Below are 18,584 nucleotides of genomic sequence, written 5' to 3'. Positions count from 1 at the left end.
CCCGCTTTGGCTCAGCTGGACGGGATCACAGGTACAGATCCCGCGAGACGAACACGTTGAACTGTTCGCCCTGGTCAATCCAGATCGAGGGTGGAATGGACAGGTATTCCTCAAACGCGCTCTGACCGGAATTCGCAAAACCATCTGTACCGGTTGTCAGGTCGTTGTCGCTCAGAGTGCGGTTTCCGAAACTGGAAATCCCGGAGAAGATCGAGATGAAGAACGCCGCTTCGAACTTGAGCCCGAAGTGATGCTGAACATTGCCTGTCAAACCGGCCCGCCCCAGCGCATCGACGCCACGCGACCCGATCATGATGGACCGCTGATCAGGGGTGATCACCCGGTTCCAGGCCACGAGCACCCGGCGCTGGCCCAGCGAAATATCCGAAGAATACTCACCGATCAGAGTTGAGCCACGCGGGATCAGGACCGTTGTGGCATCCGCGGACCAGACATCCCGGCTGACGCGACCGCGCAACTCACCCGGCAAGTCAGATGAGATAGCCGTTTCGAGGATCGCCGGGATCGTGCGCCCCTGCGGAACAAGGCGATGAACATCTTTCAACTGCGTGGCCCGGGCCGTTTGCACCAAACGGGAGGCAGCGGCATCGAGGAAGTCGCTGCCGCTGCTGTTGTGGTTGCCCGTGCTTACACCCGGGCCCGTGCTGGAGCCGCCAAGGCTGTTGGTCAATGGCTGCGCCAGCCGTTCCTCTTCAGCTTTGCGAGCAGCTTCAAGGCGCTGCGCTTCCGTGTCGCCATTTTGCGCTGTCTCTGCAGTTTGGCCCGGCTCTGTAATCGGTCTGTTCGCCTGTATCCGCGCGATGAGTTCGCGCTGGCGCCGTTCTGCAGCCAGTCGATCATCCTCCAGCTTCTTCAGGAAGGCCTCCAGCGCCGCCTCTTGCCGTTCAGCCCGTTTTTCTAATGCCGCAAGTGCCTGCGCATCCAGATCAGTCGTTAGCTCTTGCGGTTCTTCAGGAGCCGGTTCGGGTTCCTCGGCCTGTGCGGCGTTAATCAATTCGCGCAATTCTGCCAATTCGACCTCCAGCACCGCGACGCGCGGATCTTGCTGTGGCTCAACCGGAGCCAGCGGCTGCGTCGGGACTGTTCCGAACAAGCTGCCGCCCAGTTGGCGCGGATCGGGTGTTTGATCGACCTCGGGAATGATACCGGCCCGACGACCAGCCTCACCGTCCCCGAGATTGACCCAGAGTGCCGCCCCAAAGAATCCGACGAGGGCAAGCCCGCCCAGGATCATAGGCAGGTTGACGCCGCGCTTTTGCTCTTCTTCGGGTTCGATGCGCCCCGACAGGAGTTTGTTTTGATCTGACATCAGCGGTTCTCCCCACTCTGATTAGCAGCCCGTTGTGATCTGCTTGCTCTTGGGCGGTTCGGGTCTCGATTCTGGTCCGTTTCATAGAGCAGGATGTTGAAGACGCAGACGACGTAAGGGCCGTCACGCAGCACCAGGCGCGGGTAAACACCGGTCACAACAATAGTCCCGTCAGCCAGATCGGATGAGTTCACCAGCCGCTCGCGGCCGTCTGCACCCATCGCAAAGACCGAGGGACGCACGCTTTGCTCTTTCAGGCGTAGGTAGGTCTTGCGGCCATCATCAAACGCCACCGTCGGGCGCAACAGCCTGTCGCCGCTTGCGCTATACTGGAGATTGGCGGGACGCCCGGTTGTGTTGAATGCTGTCTGGATGTTTCCGGCCTGCCGAGGCCGGTATCCCTTCTTGCGATCCGGGTAGTTGAACCTGTAGAGGAATCCCACCTCTGCTGGAGGGCCACCCTTCTTAGCGTGTAGCAGGAAGACATAGGTGCGCAGGTTGGTTTCCAGAATGAGGTTGCTGGCTTGCGGGGTGGCGTATTTTGCCTTGATGACAAACCCATCCCGCGCGGTGTTCGGGATGAAATCCCAGGTCTTGGGATCGCCACGGACCTCATCAACCATCACCTCGCCCTCTTCCAGCTGGAATGTGGTGGCATAGCCGGTATAGGCGTTGATCTTGTAAACATCGTCAGGATGGTAATTGAGCGTCCGAATACGGCTATCGGTCTGAGTGCCGCGCCCTTTTTGTTCAGCTGTGACTGATGCCGTGCCAAGGGCCAGCATCAGAGCAGCGGTGCCTAAGTAACGGAGCATCAGCGCGCCTCCTCATCCAAGCGGTAATTGGTGACGCAGAAGCCGGTCGGGTTTTCCCAGCGCTCTTTCAACGTCATGTTTCCGGTGCGATCGAATTCGTACCCCATCGTCACCACGAAATTGCGCTCCGAGACGGGTGCGCCTTGTTGCGCCCGCGCGCTTTTCGTCATGCGCAGCGTGGCCGAATTTCCGTTGTGCAGGGTGACAGACCGAATGCGCACATCTACACGGCCATAGCTGCCATAGATGTTCATCGGGCTATTGGGGTTTTCCTCGTCATAGAGGGACGCCAGATCCTCAGCTGCTCCGCCGCATGTCTGGCCGTAGACGAGGTTCAGCCGGTCGCGCTGGTCATGGGCGTCATAGGTTTCCCGGTCGCGGGCATACTGGAACAACAGCGCCTGGGTGACATACTCGTCATCGTCTAGTGTGAGATTGCCCAGACGCGATTCCACATTGACCAGGCCAGTATGCTTATCGACGGTCATTGTGATGGGCACGACCTGTTTGAGCGGAGCCAGGCCCATGACGGCCGCAACACCCATCACCCCGATCAATGCGCCAACCCCGGCCACGATATAGGCGATCCGGGCCCTGCGCCGCATGGACAGATACATCTCATCTTCCCAGCGGTCGTGACCGTCGTGAATGGTGGCTGTGTCGGGCCGGGGTGAGCCCTGATATTGCCCGTCAGGATTGAGCGGATCGGGCATCAAATCTGCTGCTGCATGTTGCATCTGGTGACTCCTCGTCTGTTGCGGGGCCGGCCCGCCAATGATTTCAATTGGTTACGACACTTTCTGGGATCATCGAGAATTGGTAGGCTGAGTTCGCGTTCGACCCGCAGGGGAGAGGCAGCGAAGGAAGCCTCAATCAAACCAAAAAGAGTATTCAGATCAGCTTCCGCGCCGTCGTGCGTCTTCGGCCATGCGTTCGGCCCCGCGCCTTACAGAATCCCGAATGCGCTGGTTATTTGCCTCTGTTGCGGACGGCCTGTCGGCCTCATTTGCAGCAATGGCACGTTGATTGGAGACGTCGACCAGGTTGTTGCCGCCAGAGTTCACGCCCGTCAGCTGGCCGCCAAGAAGTTTCATGCCGGCCTGACCGGCACCCTTGAGTTGGGACTCACCTAGGTTCAAGGCCGCGCCACCGATCCGCTGTGCGATCATCGGGCAGATCAGAAGCAAGCCAGCAGTGATCCCGCTAATGCCCGCCAACTTGAACATTTCCAGAGGGATATCCGAGCCTGATGCCACCCCAATTGCGACCGCATCAGAAACGCCTTCCGTTGCAGCCAACGCGATGCCCATCACTCCAAAAAGCAGGATCTGAAACAGAACCAACATGGTTATGCCGCGCACCCAGCCGTTGAAGATTTCTGCGGAACTGCGAAGATAAGCCCAGACGGCCAGCACTGGGAAAATCGCCAGCAGGATCGCCAATAAAACCTTGGAGGCGATCAGAAGAGCAAGGGCGATCACTATCATCAGAAGGATGAAGAACGCGGCAAGTAAAGCGAACAAGAGCACGCCCAGAGCATCACCTGTGAGGTAGTCTGTAACCCCATAAGACCCAATTGCCGTTACAATGTTGTCGAAAGAGGTATCGGCGACATCAGCGAAGGCAGTGGCCACACCACCAGCGTTACCCCCTCCTCCAAATCTGCTGATGATGGTGTTGCCAACATCGACCGGGAACTGAGTAATGAAGGGAAAAATATATTGGGTCCAGAGCGCGCCACCGGACACCGCCAGATAGAACAAGGTAAATCGAAAAACAAAGGCGATGAAAGCATCCAGCGAGAAGCTCCCTCGATACGCTGCCGTGACCGCCCAAACAGCCAGCGCGGCCCCGGCGAGCATGGTCAGGAATTGGGCGCTGGGGGTCGCAAGCGCCTGGAACACCTGCTGCGACCCACCGTTGATGATGTTGTCAAAGCTTTGATCTGTGCCAACAAGGAAATCTCTGATGCTCATGAACCTTCATCCCTTTTTCTGAATTTGAGGATGCAGTCATTCATGGATTTGCGGGCTTCCCTGGTCGCATCCGAGGCTAGACCGTATTGCTCAGAGATTTCCTCGGTGGTCATCTCTTGTAAGTCCTGATCGATCACAATGGTTTCTGTGACGCGAATATCCGGTTCCGGAATGACTTCACCTGCAACGAAAGCCGCTTCGCACTCTTCAGCATAGGTATTCATAATCTCAGCTTTCTTTCTGAAAAGCGTAGCTCTCGTGGCCGCAGATAAACGCGACTTTTCGCGCTTCTCATCAGCGGTCATTGGCGACTGGTCTGCGAATGCAGTGTCGGGCTGACCTGCCGCAAGCGTGGTGGCGACGATTGCTGCGATGAAGAGGGTGTGAGTGGGGAAGCGCATCAGTTTGATCCTTCAGGTCTGTACGCCTGGCGCGCGACGATATCCTGACCGCGCAGGCGCTGGTTTACGATTGCGGCGTCCAGCTGTCCTTGTGCAGAGAGGGTTTGCAACAAAGTGGCGAGCATCATACCGTTTTCAATCGCTATGCGTGTGTTCAGATCAATGCTAGCTTTCAGATCGTCGGTTGCGGAAATCTGCTCACGATAGCCGTCATAGCGCTCCATTGCTTCGCCCGCGCCTGCAAAGCCCTCTTCGGCGATTGCAAGGCCGGCAAGGCTAGACCCGCTCACCAGATCATGCGATTTTGTCGCCGGACCTTCCGCATCGCGCCCAAAGATTTGCAGCCCGGTCATTGGCTGGAAATCCACTTTCAGTTCTTCCATATGATTGCTGAGACGGTTGTTCACCGAATTCCCGGTCATCGACAGAGTTGACAGCGACGAGGATAGCTTGCGCGGCGTGATATCGCCGCTGAATAGGTTGCCTATCGTTTCACGTGCACCGGTGATGGCATTGTGCGTGGCTCGCGCCTGGCGCAATTGCTCCTGAAGCTCGTTCAACTGCAGCAGCGCGTTGTCCAGCATCTGAGTATCAAGATTCACCATTTCCCCGGTGGAACTCAGCAGGGCGATCAGTTCGGCATGTTCTGTAGCGCTGTAGGTCGGCACACCCTGCGCGCTGACCGTGTCAGACGTTCCAACAAAACCGGCCAGAGCGAGGGCTACAGCTGTGGCGGTGTTATTAACGAATGTCTTCATGATCTTATCCTTTCAAAGGTGGGTCAGATTTTGCCGATGCTGAGTGGCGGAGTGGTGGCAAGGCCGGTCTGAGGGACCGGTTTCGCGTCAGCGATATTGCAATTGGCCTTCAGCTCGCGCGGCGGACCGACAACATCACCAGCAATCGTGCAGGCCCCGAGCAAGGGCAGTCCGAAGACAAGGAAAAGGTATGTGCGGATCATTCGGAGGTCTCCTCTGGGGCTTTGGGGGTCATGAAGGCATCGAGCCAGCCATCCTCGCCATGCTCGGCGCGCAGCTGGTCCATCTCGGCGACGCTGTCACCCGTGGCGGACAAGACCCGATAGAATTGCTCGGGCAGCTCAAGCCGTGTCGACACAACGGCTGATCCGTCGCCATCGTTGATCAGCACCAGACGGGACTTTGGTGGCATGGATGAAACAGCGCTGAACTCGGCCTCCGTGAGCCGGAACGCATCAACATAGGTTTTGTGATCGGCTTTGGGGTTGGCAAAGAAGATGCGGTTTTCTGTCGACTGGATCAGCGTGTCCGAGATTGAGGATTTGGCCGCATCCGATGTTTCCTGCGTCATAAACACCAGAATGCCATCCAGCTTTCGGATTGTTTTAATCCAATCCTGGATACGGGGACCAAACCGGGGATCGTCAAACAAGGCCCAGGCTTCATCAACCATAATGATAAGCGGTTTGCCCTGCGCCAGTTTGCGCTCGATCCGGTAGAACAGGTAATCCAGCAGCGGCAGGCGGATATCGGAGGCTTTGAGCAGCGCTGTCATGTCAAATGCGGTCACGGCCTGGTCGAGGCTGAAACTGTCTTCGGCGTTGTCGAACAGCCATGCGCGACTACCGGACCCATGCCACTTGCTGAGCGCATCCAGCAGCTGCACAGGCGCGTCGGTATCATCCACAGAGCGCAGCATGTCGGCAAAATCCGAGAATGTGCGCAGCGCGGGATCACCCGATGCAAGACGGCGCAGGCCAGTGGCGATCCGTCGTTCCTGTTCCGGGGTGAGTTTTTCCGCGCCGGTCAGGCGTTGAATGAAGCCCTCAAGCCATTCAATCCCAACTTCGTCGGTCGCAACCGCAAACGGGTTGAACCCGAGGTTCATGCCGGATTTGAGCTCAAGATATGTGCCGCCAATGGCCCGGATGAAGGTCTCGGACCCGCGATCCTTGTCAAAAGCGATGAGATGCGGGTGTTCGGGCAGGCGGTAACAGCTGGACATCAGGAAATTCGCCAACAGAGTTTTGCCTTCCCCAGTCGCCCCAAAGATGGCTGTGGTTCCCGGTCCCTTGGATTTGTCAGAGCCTTCGCGGTGGAACGAGAACCAATAGGGCGTACCGCCCAGCGTCCGGAACGCTGCTATAGGCCCGCCCCAGCGCAGCTTTTCCCGTGAACCGGTCGGCCAGGAATGTAGATTGGCGAAATCGGCAAAGTTCTTGTCGGACACAAAACGCTTTTTGCTCCGGGTCTGATAGGCGAAGTTGCCGGGCAGCTGCGCCCACCAAGCCGCTTCCAACCCGATGTCTTCGCGCCGCGTGCGCAGATCCGCACCTGTCAGACAGGAGTTTACCCGCGTGGCCGCATCTTCCAACTCTTCGCGGGTGTTCCCCAACACTGCAACCGTCACGTGGTGCCGTCCAATGGACATGGCACGCGAGGCAACCGCGTCGCGCGCCTCATTCAGATCCTTTTGCAGCGATTCCGCTTCATCGCCCGCATCTGCCATGCCCCGCATGGCGTCACGGATCTTTGTGCCGCCCGACACGCGGTCCATGGGCGAATAACATTGGGTGGCAATGAATTCGCAGCGTTCACCCAGTAGCTCATCGAACATGTAGTATTTCGAGCGTTCGGGATAAGCGTTGACCGCAAAGACGGCCGCAAACCGATCCTTGTCCCCGCCCGGCGAAAGGCTGTGAACATGATCTTTGCGGAAAGTGATGCGCCCGTTTGGAACGGCATCGGCCAGATGGGTCCAGACGGATGGGGCCGTTTGCCAAATCCCGCTTTGCAGCATCGAGAGGAATGACAGCGTGCGGCTACGATCCGCCTCTGTTCCCGTGAGCCTCCGCGCACCAAACACCGACAGATCCCGCATCGCCTGTTCTGCGGCCACATGCAGGGCATTGCGGTTCTGTTCGCGGGCTGCACTTGTTGCCGGGTCGGTTGTTGCTGATCGTAGAGACCGCAGCCCGGCATCGAGCAGCCGCTTGCCGCTGGTGTAAGGGCGGCGCACGATCGTCAGGAAGTGGCGCAGCTGATAGGTTTCGTCCTGGTCCAGCTGTTCTCGGTAGTGCTTGTCCAGCTTTGCAGAGAAAGCGGGCTCGCCTACAGGCGGCAGCGTATCGGCTAATTGGATTTTGGTACGGATGATATGGCTGTAGAACGCTGTCCGATTGTCTTCAAAGCTGGAGGCGAGCCGGGCGAGCGTATCATTGGCGGCCTTGATTGCCGCCCGGTCTGCGGTTTCGTGGATGAACCCATTGAGTTCCAACACCGCCACCAGATCACCGTTGCGCGTCGTGAATGTCCCGTCCGGTAGGAAGCGCACAAACGGGATATGTGTGGTGGCCGGCACCTCACGCGCGGCGCGGCGCGCAGACGGCATGACCTTTTGAATCTCCGGGTGCATGTTCATGTCAGTCTCCGGCGTAGGAATTGCCGCCCCAGAAGGGCTTGTTTTTGGTGAACAGCTTGCAGTCGGCCATCGTGGCGACGTGATCCGGCAGATACGGGTCGACACTCACGATCCAGCGGGCAGCGGCGTATGATGGCGCGATGGCGAGCAACCCCCAGAAGCCCAAAAAGCCCTGCGTCATGATGAACGTCATCAAAGGGATACTGATCGCCACAATGTGAAACGTCATCGGCATCCCGGCCCTCTCAGAAGGCCGGGTGATCGCCTGGAATATGCGGTTATCGTCGCTCATCAGGTCGCAAATCCCTGAATGGCTTCGGCAATGCCAAACGCACCGTAGAAAATGCCCAGAACGACGAGGATGACGAAGAAATGGCCCCATGTGACTGGCACCCGTGGGCTGGCGGCCGAGATCCCAGCCAGCGCAATGGCTGCACCACCAAGCAGAATACCATTGGCACCGGTCACAAAGGTGCGGATCTGGGTCAGGATAGACACCGGCGCATCAAACAGCGATTGCGCCATGGCCGGGCTGCTGAGTGCCACGAGGGCCAGCAATGTCAGAAATGTGACGTTTTGAGGGTTACGTTTCATTGAAAATAGTCTCCTTGGACTGGGGTGTTCAGGCGTCGGGTGGAAGCCCGGCCCCTTCGAGAACGGTTGCGACGTAGCGGGTGGTCTCAGAGAAGGGCGGGACGCCTTCATAACGTTCCACGGCACCAGGCCCGGCGTTGTACGCGGCCAGTGCCAGCCGCCATGTGCCGAACTTCAGGAACATGGCCTTGAGATACCGCGCGCCGCCATCGAGGTTCTGAACCGGGTCATGCGGATCTACCCCAAGGGCGGCGGCTGTTGGCGGCATCAGCTGGGCTAAGCCGAGCGCACCTTTTGGGCTGACTGCATTGGTATTCCAACGGCTTTCCTGATGAACCAGCGCATGAAACAGCGTCACCGGAACACCGTGGCGTTTGGCGGCGCGTTCCGCTTCAGCTGCCCATTCGCCTTTGGCGCGCGGGCTTGCATTCCTTGAGACGAGCTGTTCAGAATTGCCGTCATCCTCATAGTGCAAGCAAACCATTGCACCTGCCCGGAATGCGGGTTCCAGGCAGGTGCGGGCGGGGGCGGTCACACACAGCAAGCGCCCTCCACTCAACAGCGGGCCATCACGGCTCGCACAAATCGCGGCCTCGTCATTCTGGGCGAATGCCGGGGCTGCTAAGGTCGATAGAAAAGCAAGAGTTACGAATGTGGCTCTAGCCATGGTCGCTTGCTCCTTTGGGAAGAATGGGGCTATCCCACATCGTGTCGCGCTCATCGCCCGATGCGCGGCACTCATTTACCGGTAATGGCCTCACACTCTGACCGGTAGCGCCCCCCTCCGGTGGTCGTGAGTGATGGCTGGAGGGGGACGCGCCACGATCCGGAAATGGGCCCATCGGCCCATCATCGAACCAGCACCAGCTTGGGTAGCGCCCTTCTTCCGAGGCTCTCGTAAGCAGTGCCAGCGCACCGGCATCGTCAGGATTGTCGGCGACGAACACGGCAACAGGATCGGTCGTGTCCAGAAGCACGGCGGAGGCGATTGGCGCGTCCAGCGGCAGATTGAACCGCATCTGTTTCTGGAAGGCGCGGGACTGTTCGGTGAGCGCGGTTACGACGTCCAGTTCGCGCAGGCCTTCAAATGGGATCCAGTTCTCCGTGACCAGCATCATGCCGATTTCATGGAGAACCGGATAACCTGCCTTGGCGATGGAAAAGCTGGCGATCACGATGGCATGGCCGGATCCCATGGCTTCAAGGAGCCGCAGCTGGTCGCCAAACACCTTCTCAAACTTCTGCGCAAGCTCCGCATTGGTGAAGAACGCGCAATCCGGGGCATGTTTGAAGATGAACCGCGCGCCATGCGCTGTGGATTCAATCCCCTTGTATTCCGCAATCACAAGACCAAACGGAGTGGCCCCACGACCAGCTGGCCGCAGGTTGCCAAATACACGGTTCCGCCTTGCCGCAATTTCTGCCTTGTCATCGGGCTTGAAGTATTCCGGCACATAGAGAATGCGCGACAGGTCCTGGCCCTTGACGATCTTGGCCGCCGAAGCCCGACGCAGGGCGTGGTGGATCACGCCCCAGAACCGCTTTCCTTCCATTCTCGGATACCACTTGTCCAGATCCGCCTCATGCCAGAGGAAGTGCAGAACGCTTGTGATCGTCAGCGTGCGCGCCCCGGCCTTGGCCTCGGTTGGCTTTGCACCGGTCTGTTCCGGCGCTGTGCGGCTCTTGCTGTTCTTGCGCAGAGGAAAGCCAAGTTTGAGCGTGGTTGTCCCGTCGTCAGGATCTTCGGTGATGGCCGATGCCAGGATCTGCGCTAGCCCCGACAATTCTTCAGGGGGCAGGAAAGACGGGCAATCAATCGCGTGATCCGGCCCGGTTCCCGGCATCCGTTTGACAATGAATTTGCCCGCCGTGGCTGCGATATACATCTCAGGGGCAGGCTTGCAGCACCCGCATAGAACGCGTGTGCCGCCGCTGTGTGCAGTCGTCAGGGCGCGTTGTCCCGCTTCGCTTTCGATCACCAGCGGTTTGCCATTCAGAAACAGGGTCATTGGGATACCCCATGTGGACTCTGATTGTCGCCGGTTGCGTTCAAGTATTCGTCGGCCCAGGCCGGAGGGATGCCAACTGCCGTCACCAGCCAGCCCGCGAGACTGGTATGTTCTTCATCACCAAAAGCAGAGGTTTTGCGGGCGATCGTGCGGGATAGATAGGACACAGCCACGTCATGCTGCAGCAACAGGGAAATCAAAACGCAGAGGTCATGCAGGTGATATTCGAGGTCACTGCCAGACCGGAAACCACGGCTATAGAACACTTCGCGGGGTTTGATCGGTGCGGCCGGATCGTATCCGATGGTGACAAAAGCCGTCTGGCCGCGCGAGGTTTCGACCCGGCGCGTCTCTGCCAACCGACGATGAGGAAGCGCTTTGCGGCTGGTCTTGCAATCGATTTTGTGGAAAGTCATTTGATCACCTTTCCGTCTCTCACTAATGGGTCAGCAAAGTTCACATAATTACTATTATGGGGCTCGGAGTCAGATCATCTGAGCAGCAGGAAATTCGATGCCGGGACACAGCACTGAGCCCTTCGCGGGCTTCGTAGACAGCCAGCGTTCAGCTTGGTTCAATCAGCCTGAAGGTCTGACTGAAATGTCGGGGATGTCCTGCTCGCCGCTGTCGCCGGTCAGTGCTGTGCGGCCGAAAGCTCAGACACGTTGTCTGAGTTCGCACCCATTGACTCTGGCGCGGTGCTGTCCAATCTAGGATCGGCATCTAGGGTTACTGTTTTTACCATAGTACAGTTCTCTCTTGATGTTGGAGGAATGCCCGGATGGATTTGGGGCGTTTCTTGTCCTGTCGATTGTTGGCGCAATCGACAGGACCGCTTATTGCTTAGTGAGAGTGCTTTATTGTTATAATCTGTTGTGTGATCCTTTCTTTTAACCGCACCATGACCTGCGTTTACCGCCGCTGTATGGTCGGGCGAGACCCTCGGAAATCAGGATGGCCCCGACGTCCTGCCCAGCCACACGCCCAACCGCCAGGAAGCGGTCATGCACGTCCAGATCTGGTTGGATGACCAGCTCTATCTGGTCCGCCGACTGGATGAGCTCTGTCAGCCTTGCTTTCGCTTCCAATCCCAGAGTCTTTTCCGCACGGCACTGCGGCCGGTAGGTCTCCGGCGTATCGAAGCCAACGAGCCGGTAGCGGTCGTCGCCGTGGTCGATTGTGTCACCATCAATGGCAATCACCTCGGACGCCCTAAGGGTCTTTGTTTGTTTTGACGGTTCAATCCAAGCAGCAATGAACAAAGACGCGAGTGGAGCACTGAGAAGCAAGAGCCGTTTCATGTGCCCTGCCCCAGTATTTTGATGAGCCAGGTTCTCGAACGTGACCGATCAGGTTTTGGATTTCGCGTCCAGGGCCTGAGCTGCTTCGAGACCCTCTGGGGTAATCGACTCGATCGTGTAATCTGATTTGACGCAGAGAATGCGCCCGTCGCCAAATTCCTGGTGATGCTTAAAAAGCCCCGGCCAAAGATCGAACTCTCTGGGCTCAGCGCCCGCTCGAGAGATCTTCGACTTGCACAAGGCTCCGACATAGTTCGGCGAGCTGTAAATGCAGTGGTACTTAGGTCGTCCAAGGGAAGCGAGTCCGATAAATTCGTAGCGGCATGTAAAGGGAACCTGATCTTCTTTCAGGCCCCGGACCATCTCGATGGTTACCACAGTGTATTGTCTCTTGTTGTCCGCCATGACGACCCCCTATGGGCCGTCTTCTACATCCAAAAGTTGTGGACTAAAACACAATCTACGTCAATATAAGAAAGTACGCCAATATACGATATTGGATTGTCAGAAATATATTGGCCGGATATTGCTTAGGCGATTCGCAAGCAGGAGAGACCATCTTGAAACACTCAAAATCCGGAAGTAGAACTCGCGCGAAGGCCCTTGCAGTGGCACTTGCTGCACTGCCGGCGCCGCAGGCCAGTGCCTATCCAATTGACTGTGCCATATTCCTTTGCCTCACCGGAGGTTGGCCAAGTTCGACAGATTGTGTCGCTGCCAAGGCGGAGTTCATTCGACGTGTTACACCCTACCCGGTCGAGCCCCCGCTGCAACTGTGGCGCTGTCCGATGAACGCGTCAGAAAGCTCTTCAGATGTGAGTCCTATGGAAAGGTTGGAAGCAATCAAGCGCAACAGTGCCAGTCCTGTTCCAGAGCTTCCGACTGGCGGTGCTTTTGAGCCAAGGGTAGTGGACGTTTCAATTTCTTCGGAAGCTGCCCGAGCCGTCTACGGGCAAAGCACTACGACGTCGCAGGTTACTCCGATCAGCGTCGATCTTTCCTCACCAGATTTCGACGTTGTCAGGTCCATCAGAGTTTGGGATGTGCGCCACTATAGCTATCGCCGTCATTCGCGTGAGGGTGACTGCGAGCGTTCGCTTGATCTGGTTGTTGGCAGCTATGACGACAACGCGAGCTTTCACTGGTCAGATCGCGCTCCTGCGCCAATCCCAGCATGGCTGCCCCTTGGCAATCGCTGTGAGCCTCCCAGCTACTTCCGCGGCGTTGGTGTCGAGTGGACTGACATATTCGGGCTCAGCGATTACGAACTCATCCGATACTGAGGTGCTTACCTGCGGCACAACGCGTTGCTCCTGGCTATGCCACCAAAATCGCCAGCCGCATTTGTAAACCAGGCCGTTTGGCCCGGAGGAAAAACCTAATCCCAAAACAAAAAACCCCCGCAAGGCGGGGCCTCAGCGGGGATCTTCTTAAGTCACGTTTGATCACCTGATTTATAGGAAACTCCCAAAATTCTGACAAGGATAAACGCATCCGTGCGAGTGGTTTTTCTTTGTCTTTCGCTGAGGTTCGATCCGTCTTGCTTCCTCAATGAGAAGCACACCATGAAACTGATGAACCATTCCGAACACCCTGCCCCGCGAAGCTGCGATAACAACTCTTGCCTTTGCCAGGTGAGGTCGAATCCATGAGCTTTCGGCACATCTCATCCGCCCATCACCGTGAAAAAATGCGCTTCCACAACGGCCTTCCCGAGGGCTGGAACCGCGACAGGTTTCGGCAGCTCTGCGTGAGTTATGCCCAGATAAGAGGCGCACCGGCCCAGTGTATTCGCACATTCGAGATCATCATCGATATGATCGCTCCTTCCGCGTTTCGTGACCCGTCTCTGGAACCCTTTTGCTACGCGCGCCAGGAAACTCTCATTGCCGGGCGCGGTTTGACAGATCGGACAATCCACAATCATGAACGTGAGCTGGAAAAGATTGGCCTGATCGAACGCAGGCTTGGGGCAAATGGGGCACGGTGTAAGCGCAAGGGGCTTGGCCTCTTCCTGATCCCTGCCCTAAACCTAATAACTGAAATGCTTGACGCGGAGGTGCAAAACAAGGCTGAGAAGAAAGAGCATGATGAGTTGCGCGGGAATCGATCACGGCTTTATCGATATGTGAAACACAGCCTGGCGGTTCTTGTCTCACTCCCCTGCCCTGCCGAAGATGTTAACGACATGATGGCTAAATTTCGATCCTGGCCGCGTGCTGACAAGCTGAAATACCTGTCGTTGGATGAGCTCAGGGCACATGTTCAGGCAGCTCACAACCTTTGGAAAAGGATCGAAGGGCATGTCGCTAAACGTGGTGAAATTTCGGGTGGGCCCGAAGCCGGTTTCGGGTCCCATATACAAGATCAAATTGAAGAAGAAATTTTGTCCTGTAACGCCGATGGCGAAGCAACAATGCCCTCGGCTGAAGCCTCGGACCCATTTTGTTCTGGCTCCGGGCCTGACAGCCCTGCGCATTGCTTAGAAAGCAATCATCCGCCGGTCAAAAGGTCGCGCAAGACCCAAAAACTGCCTCGGGTGAATAATCGCATTCTGTATGAGCTGGCCTCGCCCGAGCTTCGTATGCATATCGATATTGCCGGGGGTGGAGATCCGAACTCCAATCCAAGTCTCTATGTAATCGAGACCGGCGTTTGGTCCCGGCTTTCAGAGGTCGGTACCAATGTCTCCGCCTGGCATGCGGCTATCGAACGGTTGACCATCATGGGGGCGATCCTCGCTGGAGTGATCACGGATGCAAGGCTGAGTGACCCAAAGCTACCGCCGGTGGTTAATCCGGGTGGATATCTCCGGGGCATGGTTAGGGCCGATGAGCGCGGGGAACTGAACCTGATCTCCAGTTTCATGGGGCTGTTGGCGCGACGAGCGTGGGAGGAGGAACATGGACTTCGTTAGGGTCGTAAGAGCATTTCAAAACTCCTCGGTTTGTGCCCCGCCAACCTTTCAATTTGATATGCCTCTTCGGCAGGTTTTCGCTCTGTTTCCGCCTCAAGAACAGAACTGTATTCAAATCTGTGATTGGCTACGGGAATTCCCGAGTAGTTTGTTCAGCTTTAGGTTGCTATGCGGCCTCGACGGCAACGCGGAACAGAAAGATTATCTATGAAAATTGCGGATATTGGCAGTTCTGAATTGGATTTCAGGCAAACATGCGAAGCGCGCCTCCAGGATATTTGCAACCGGTTCGGGTTGGAGAATGCCTCCTACGCCCATATCGACAAGCATCATAATGTTGTTCACGGCTGCACTACGTTTCCAGAGGAATGGGTCAGGTATTACGTCGACAACGATCTGGTTCTGGCCTGTCTGACGTCAGCACCAATGGGACAGTTTAGGGCGATTTGATAAGAGAGGGTTTCTGGCTCATCGTAACCGCCAAGGAGTGGAGATGAGAAAGAAACCCGGAACCAAACAGAGCCACGGTGAGAAGATCGTAAAGGACATTCGCCGTGTGACCCGCAAACAGTATTCCGCAGAAGAGAAGATCAGGATCGTGCTGGACGGCCTAAAAGGCGAGGACAGCATTGCAGAGTTGTGCCGTCGTGAGGGCATCGCGCAGAGCCTGTATTACAGCTGGTCCAAGGAATTCCTGGAAGCCGGCAAGAAACGTCTGGCAGGCGACACGGCCCGTGCGGCAACTTCCACCGAAGTGAAAGATTTGAGACGGGAAGCCCGTGATCTAAAGGAAGTTGTTGCCGAACAGGCCTTGGAGCTGCGTTTGCTCAAAAAAAGCATGATCGCGGATGGGGACGACGAGGAATGAGATACCCTGCATCCGAGAAGCTTGAGATCATCCGCTTGGTTGAGCAATCGCATCTGCCAACGAAACGCACTTTGGAAAAACTGGGCATTCCGAAGACCACGTTCTATCGCTGGTACGACCGATATCTCGTCGGCGGCCCCGAGGCGCTTGAAGATCGTAGACCCACGCCGTCACGGGTCTGGAACCGCATTCCCATGCCAGTGCGCGAGAAGATCAAGGATCTGGCTCTGAAGGAAAGTGAGCTTTCCCCGCGTGAGTTGGCTGTTCGCTTCACCGACACAGAAAAGTACTTTGTGTCAGAGGCTTCGGTCTACCGCATCCTCAAATCCTACGATCTGATCACCAGCCCAGCCTATGTGGTTTTGTCAGCCGCAGACGAGTTCCAGGACAAGACAACACGACCGAACCAGCTCTGGCAGACCGACTTTACCTATCTGAAGGTGATCGGCTGGGGCTGGTTCTATCTCAGCACGATCCTAGACGATTACAGCCGATACATCATCGCCTGGAAGCTTTGCACGACGATGAAGACCGAAGATGTGACCGACACACTGGACCTCGCCTTGCACGCCTCAGGCTGTGATCAGGCAACGGTGCTGCACAAACCACGCCTGCTCAGCGACAACGGGTCCAGCTACATCTCTGGTGAGCTTGCCGAATGGCTGGAAGATCAGAAAATGGATCATGTTCGAGGAGCGCCATACCATCCGCAAACTCAGGGAAAGATCGAGCGCTGGCACCAGACTCTCAAGAACCGCATCTTATTGGAAAACTACTATCTGCCTGGTGACCTTCAGCAGCAGATTGATGCTTTCGTCGATCACTACAATCACCGGCGCTACCACGAAAGCTTACAAAACCTCACGCCCGCCGATGTCTACTTCGGACGCGGGCAGACCATTCTAAAACAACGAGAAAGGATCAAACGAAAGACCATCGAAACCCGGCGCTTGCTTCACCGCAAAACCGCCGCATAATCAATCCAACCAGATGCGCCAGATCCTCTCTTAGCTCAGGCCGCCATCTGTCCCAAAATCCCTGACGACGGACAGTGCGTCATATCTTTGAGAACATCACGGGTGTTGCCGTAGGGGGTTATCCAATCGTTGAAGAAGAGCCTGTCTCCGCAGTTCCACTCATCTTCCTCCAAAGCGCGGCCTGTCGTATGAATGTCCGTCTGAACTTCTTCAGACAGCCACGCCCAGGTTACCATCGCCGTGGGCGAGCCATCGTCATTAACGTAATAACGAATCTGGTTGCATCTGATCGGGGGTAGAATTTCTGTGTCGAGATAGCCACCCATCTCAAACCTTTGATGATATTCAGAACGGGCCAGTAGCTCGATCGCGAAGCCGAAGCCTGAATAGTATTCAGCAATCATGCTGGCTCACCCCGTCCGTGAAACTCATTCAAGTTTGCAGCTTTGCGTTTTAAATCCAGTAATTGCTGTAACTTGGCATGCCCGCCGAACGGTGCGGTTAGCCGCGTAACTTCAGAGGTACTGCCGTTGGATTGCCCAGCCCAAGTCGCGCACCCCATTGGTCGCTGATCTTCTGAGAGCCAGATAAGGACAGTATCTTCGAACAGGTGAGCCTGAAGCGTCGAGTAGTAGTCTTGAAGCTTAGATCTCACCCAACTGTTGTTCGCCTCAAGATCAAGCAAAGTGACGGCCCCCAGATTTCTGTAAAAGTCCGGTTTCTGGGTGTTTGGATTTGGGTCAGGGAACTTGGGGAAGTAATTGGTGAGAGTGGCGGTTTGTGCCGCCATTTCAGCAATGGGCAGATGCTTCATTGCTGATGCACCGCTCGAAAACAGTTCCATCAGATAGACGCTGTCGCAGGCGAAGAGCCGCACCGCCGCAAGCCGCGCCAAAGGGTAATTCACGTAATAATGATAAGGAGCTCCCAGATTGAGAAGCCCATCAGCCAATGTGTCCATGTTTTCGTGCAGATAGCTCGCATTTTCCGCCACCCAGACCTGCTCCAATTCCAGGTGGAGAGCAGAATTGTTCTTTTGGACAAAGCGCAAAAGAAGCAGTTCTCCAATGAACGCGCAGGTTTCGCGGGCTATGGGGGGCATCGTGTCATTGCCAGAAAGTATGATCTGAAGCACATGTGCTGCTTCGTGAGCCAAACACATCAAATCTGAGGGCTGGCCACCCCAGTTCATCACAACTATTGGCGGCAAATCTAGGCCACGATCTACAGTATGCGGCCAACAGCCTTGTCCCGCTGTCAGTGATTTGAACTCACTGCATTGGAGTTTCTGCCCAATGTTAACGTGCCCTGGGAAGCCTTCGAGTAAAGCAGGGATCACGTAAGCCTCAAGACACTCTGCTTGGCTTCCGAGCCTCAGTGCTGCATTTGGCGACTTGGGCAGCTCTTCGACTTCCGACAAAGTGTCCTTCAACTCACCCATGTAGTAGGCTGTGAGGGCATCTCGCAGTAGAGGGGCTTGCAGATCGTGTAGTACCAGCCAATCGGAAATCGTGAACAATTCAGACACCATTAAATCAGGAGCTTGGAAATTTTTTGACCGTTTCAATCTTCTGCTCAAGCGAAGCATTCGCTAGATGCAACATCGTCACGGCCACAATTAGAAGAGGAACGCCGTTTGATCGATGTGGATTTAAGGTTGCCGACATGTGGCTTATGAGCAAATAAGCTCATACGACAGTGATGCATGTTCAATCTTGTCTCATTCAAGCGCTACATTCCGCCATGTGAAACAGTGGTAAGGCCGCAATCTTGAGCAGAGTTCTGTTCGGCCGCAGAGAATGGTTCTAATGGAATGGACATCCCCCGACTTCTCATCTGGTAGGTTTTGGAGATGGAAACCATCAGAACCCAATGCTCGCTCAACACGACAGAGCTGATTTATCTCGCAGCGCCAAAGACGGGAGTGGGCAAAAGCTGGGGGTGTTATGCGGCGATCTTTTGATTGGAGACCGACAGGCGGCCGTCGAGTACAGCGG

20 protein-coding genes are annotated in these 18,584 nt (G+C 56.3%); 3 read left to right on the top strand and 17 right to left on the bottom strand.

Going from position 1 to position 18,584, the window contains the following annotated elements; translation table 11 throughout:
- Positions 1 to 25 precede the first annotated feature (25 nt).
- The 15 genes from AC2FIS_RS17980 to AC2FIS_RS17910 form a co-directional block, all read right to left on the bottom strand.
- The gene (locus AC2FIS_RS17980) at positions 26 to 1,330 is read right to left on the bottom strand and encodes a TraB/TrbI/VirB10 family type IV secretion system protein (protein WP_496774760.1); all 1,305 of its coding nucleotides are present in this window, start codon (positions 1,328 to 1,330) and stop codon (positions 26 to 28) included.
- Complete coding sequence (locus AC2FIS_RS17975; RefSeq protein ID WP_496774759.1) at positions 1,330 to 2,145, bottom strand: TrbG/VirB9 family P-type conjugative transfer protein; 816 nt, start codon at positions 2,143 to 2,145, stop codon at positions 1,330 to 1,332. Before AC2FIS_RS17975 ends, AC2FIS_RS17980 begins: the two co-directional genes overlap by 1 nt.
- On the bottom strand, positions 2,145 to 2,882 hold the full coding sequence (locus tag AC2FIS_RS17970; protein ID WP_496774758.1) for a VirB8 family type IV secretion system protein: 738 nt from the start codon (positions 2,880 to 2,882) through the stop codon (positions 2,145 to 2,147). Before AC2FIS_RS17970 ends, AC2FIS_RS17975 begins: the two co-directional genes overlap by 1 nt.
- 159 nt (positions 2,883 to 3,041) lie before the next feature.
- On the bottom strand, positions 3,042 to 4,121 hold the full coding sequence (locus AC2FIS_RS17965; RefSeq protein WP_496774757.1) for a type IV secretion system protein: 1,080 nt from the start codon (positions 4,119 to 4,121) through the stop codon (positions 3,042 to 3,044).
- A complete protein-coding gene (locus AC2FIS_RS17960; protein WP_496774756.1) occupies positions 4,118 to 4,522 on the bottom strand; it encodes a hypothetical protein in 405 nt (134 codons plus the stop codon). The genes AC2FIS_RS17965 and AC2FIS_RS17960 overlap by 4 nt, the downstream gene beginning before the upstream one ends.
- A complete protein-coding gene (locus AC2FIS_RS17955) occupies positions 4,522 to 5,280 on the bottom strand; it encodes a type IV secretion system protein (RefSeq protein WP_496774755.1) in 759 nt (252 codons plus the stop codon). Before AC2FIS_RS17955 ends, AC2FIS_RS17960 begins: the two co-directional genes overlap by 1 nt.
- Before the next feature lie 23 nt (positions 5,281 to 5,303).
- Positions 5,304 to 5,483 (bottom strand): hypothetical protein, encoded by a 180-nt coding sequence (locus AC2FIS_RS17950; RefSeq protein WP_496774754.1) that lies wholly within the window; start codon positions 5,481 to 5,483, stop codon positions 5,304 to 5,306.
- Positions 5,480 to 7,921 carry a VirB4 family type IV secretion/conjugal transfer ATPase gene (locus AC2FIS_RS17945; RefSeq protein ID WP_496774753.1) on the bottom strand — a complete coding sequence of 814 codons (2,442 nt, stop codon included), beginning with the start codon at positions 7,919 to 7,921 and terminating at the stop codon, positions 5,480 to 5,482. Before AC2FIS_RS17945 ends, AC2FIS_RS17950 begins: the two co-directional genes overlap by 4 nt.
- Position 7,922: 1 nt before the next feature.
- Positions 7,923 to 8,213 (bottom strand): VirB3 family type IV secretion system protein, encoded by a 291-nt coding sequence (locus tag AC2FIS_RS17940; RefSeq protein WP_372579140.1) that lies wholly within the window; start codon positions 8,211 to 8,213, stop codon positions 7,923 to 7,925.
- Positions 8,213 to 8,515 carry a TrbC/VirB2 family protein gene (locus tag AC2FIS_RS17935; protein ID WP_496774752.1) on the bottom strand — a complete coding sequence of 101 codons (303 nt, stop codon included), beginning with the start codon at positions 8,513 to 8,515 and terminating at the stop codon, positions 8,213 to 8,215. Before AC2FIS_RS17935 ends, AC2FIS_RS17940 begins: the two co-directional genes overlap by 1 nt.
- 28 nt (positions 8,516 to 8,543) lie before the next feature.
- Positions 8,544 to 9,182, bottom strand: a complete 639-nt coding sequence (locus AC2FIS_RS17930; protein ID WP_496774751.1) for a lytic transglycosylase domain-containing protein — start codon at positions 9,180 to 9,182, stop codon at positions 8,544 to 8,546.
- Positions 9,175 to 10,524, bottom strand: coding sequence for a DUF1173 family protein (locus AC2FIS_RS17925; RefSeq protein ID WP_496774750.1), 1,350 nt, complete (start codon positions 10,522 to 10,524; stop codon positions 9,175 to 9,177). Before AC2FIS_RS17925 ends, AC2FIS_RS17930 begins: the two co-directional genes overlap by 8 nt.
- Entirely contained in the window at positions 10,521 to 10,940 is a 420-nt protein-coding gene (locus AC2FIS_RS17920; RefSeq protein WP_496774749.1) for a TSCPD domain-containing protein, read from the bottom strand. Before AC2FIS_RS17920 ends, AC2FIS_RS17925 begins: the two co-directional genes overlap by 4 nt.
- A gap of 474 nt (positions 10,941 to 11,414) precedes the next feature.
- Positions 11,415 to 11,825, bottom strand: a complete 411-nt coding sequence (locus tag AC2FIS_RS17915; protein WP_496774748.1) for a thermonuclease family protein — start codon at positions 11,823 to 11,825, stop codon at positions 11,415 to 11,417.
- A gap of 48 nt (positions 11,826 to 11,873) precedes the next feature.
- Positions 11,874 to 12,230, bottom strand: a complete 357-nt coding sequence (locus tag AC2FIS_RS17910) for a hypothetical protein (RefSeq protein WP_142638830.1) — start codon at positions 12,228 to 12,230, stop codon at positions 11,874 to 11,876.
- A gap of 419 nt (positions 12,231 to 12,649) precedes the next feature.
- Between AC2FIS_RS17910 and AC2FIS_RS17905 the strand changes: the two genes are divergently transcribed.
- From AC2FIS_RS17905 to AC2FIS_RS17895, 3 genes are all read left to right on the top strand, one after another.
- A complete protein-coding gene (locus AC2FIS_RS17905; RefSeq protein ID WP_496774747.1) occupies positions 12,650 to 13,108 on the top strand; it encodes a hypothetical protein in 459 nt (152 codons plus the stop codon).
- A 365-nt stretch (positions 13,109 to 13,473) separates the two neighbouring features.
- Positions 13,474 to 14,742 (top strand): helix-turn-helix domain-containing protein, encoded by a 1,269-nt coding sequence (locus tag AC2FIS_RS17900; RefSeq protein WP_496774746.1) that lies wholly within the window; start codon positions 13,474 to 13,476, stop codon positions 14,740 to 14,742.
- Between the two features lie 493 nt (positions 14,743 to 15,235).
- Positions 15,236 to 16,587, top strand: a protein-coding gene (locus AC2FIS_RS17895) for an IS3 family transposase (RefSeq protein WP_496774745.1) whose coding sequence is annotated in 2 segments (ribosomal slippage) — positions 15,236 to 15,572 and positions 15,572 to 16,587 — 1,353 coding nt in all. Because the reading frame shifts where the segments join, the coding sequence is not laid out codon by codon here.
- Between the two features lie 35 nt (positions 16,588 to 16,622).
- Here AC2FIS_RS17895 and AC2FIS_RS17890 read toward each other — a convergent pair.
- Entirely contained in the window at positions 16,623 to 16,991 is a 369-nt protein-coding gene (locus AC2FIS_RS17890; RefSeq protein ID WP_496774744.1) for a toxin-activating lysine-acyltransferase, read from the bottom strand.
- Positions 16,988 to 18,175, bottom strand: a complete 1,188-nt coding sequence (locus tag AC2FIS_RS17885; RefSeq protein WP_496774743.1) for a hypothetical protein — start codon at positions 18,173 to 18,175, stop codon at positions 16,988 to 16,990. Before AC2FIS_RS17885 ends, AC2FIS_RS17890 begins: the two co-directional genes overlap by 4 nt.
- Between the last annotated feature and the right edge of the window lie 409 nt (positions 18,176 to 18,584).

The organism is Ruegeria sp. CDSB113, assembly GCF_059611045.1.
The sequence above is the reverse complement of the archived record's forward strand: the minus strand, read 5'-3'. Positions and strand labels throughout refer to the sequence as shown.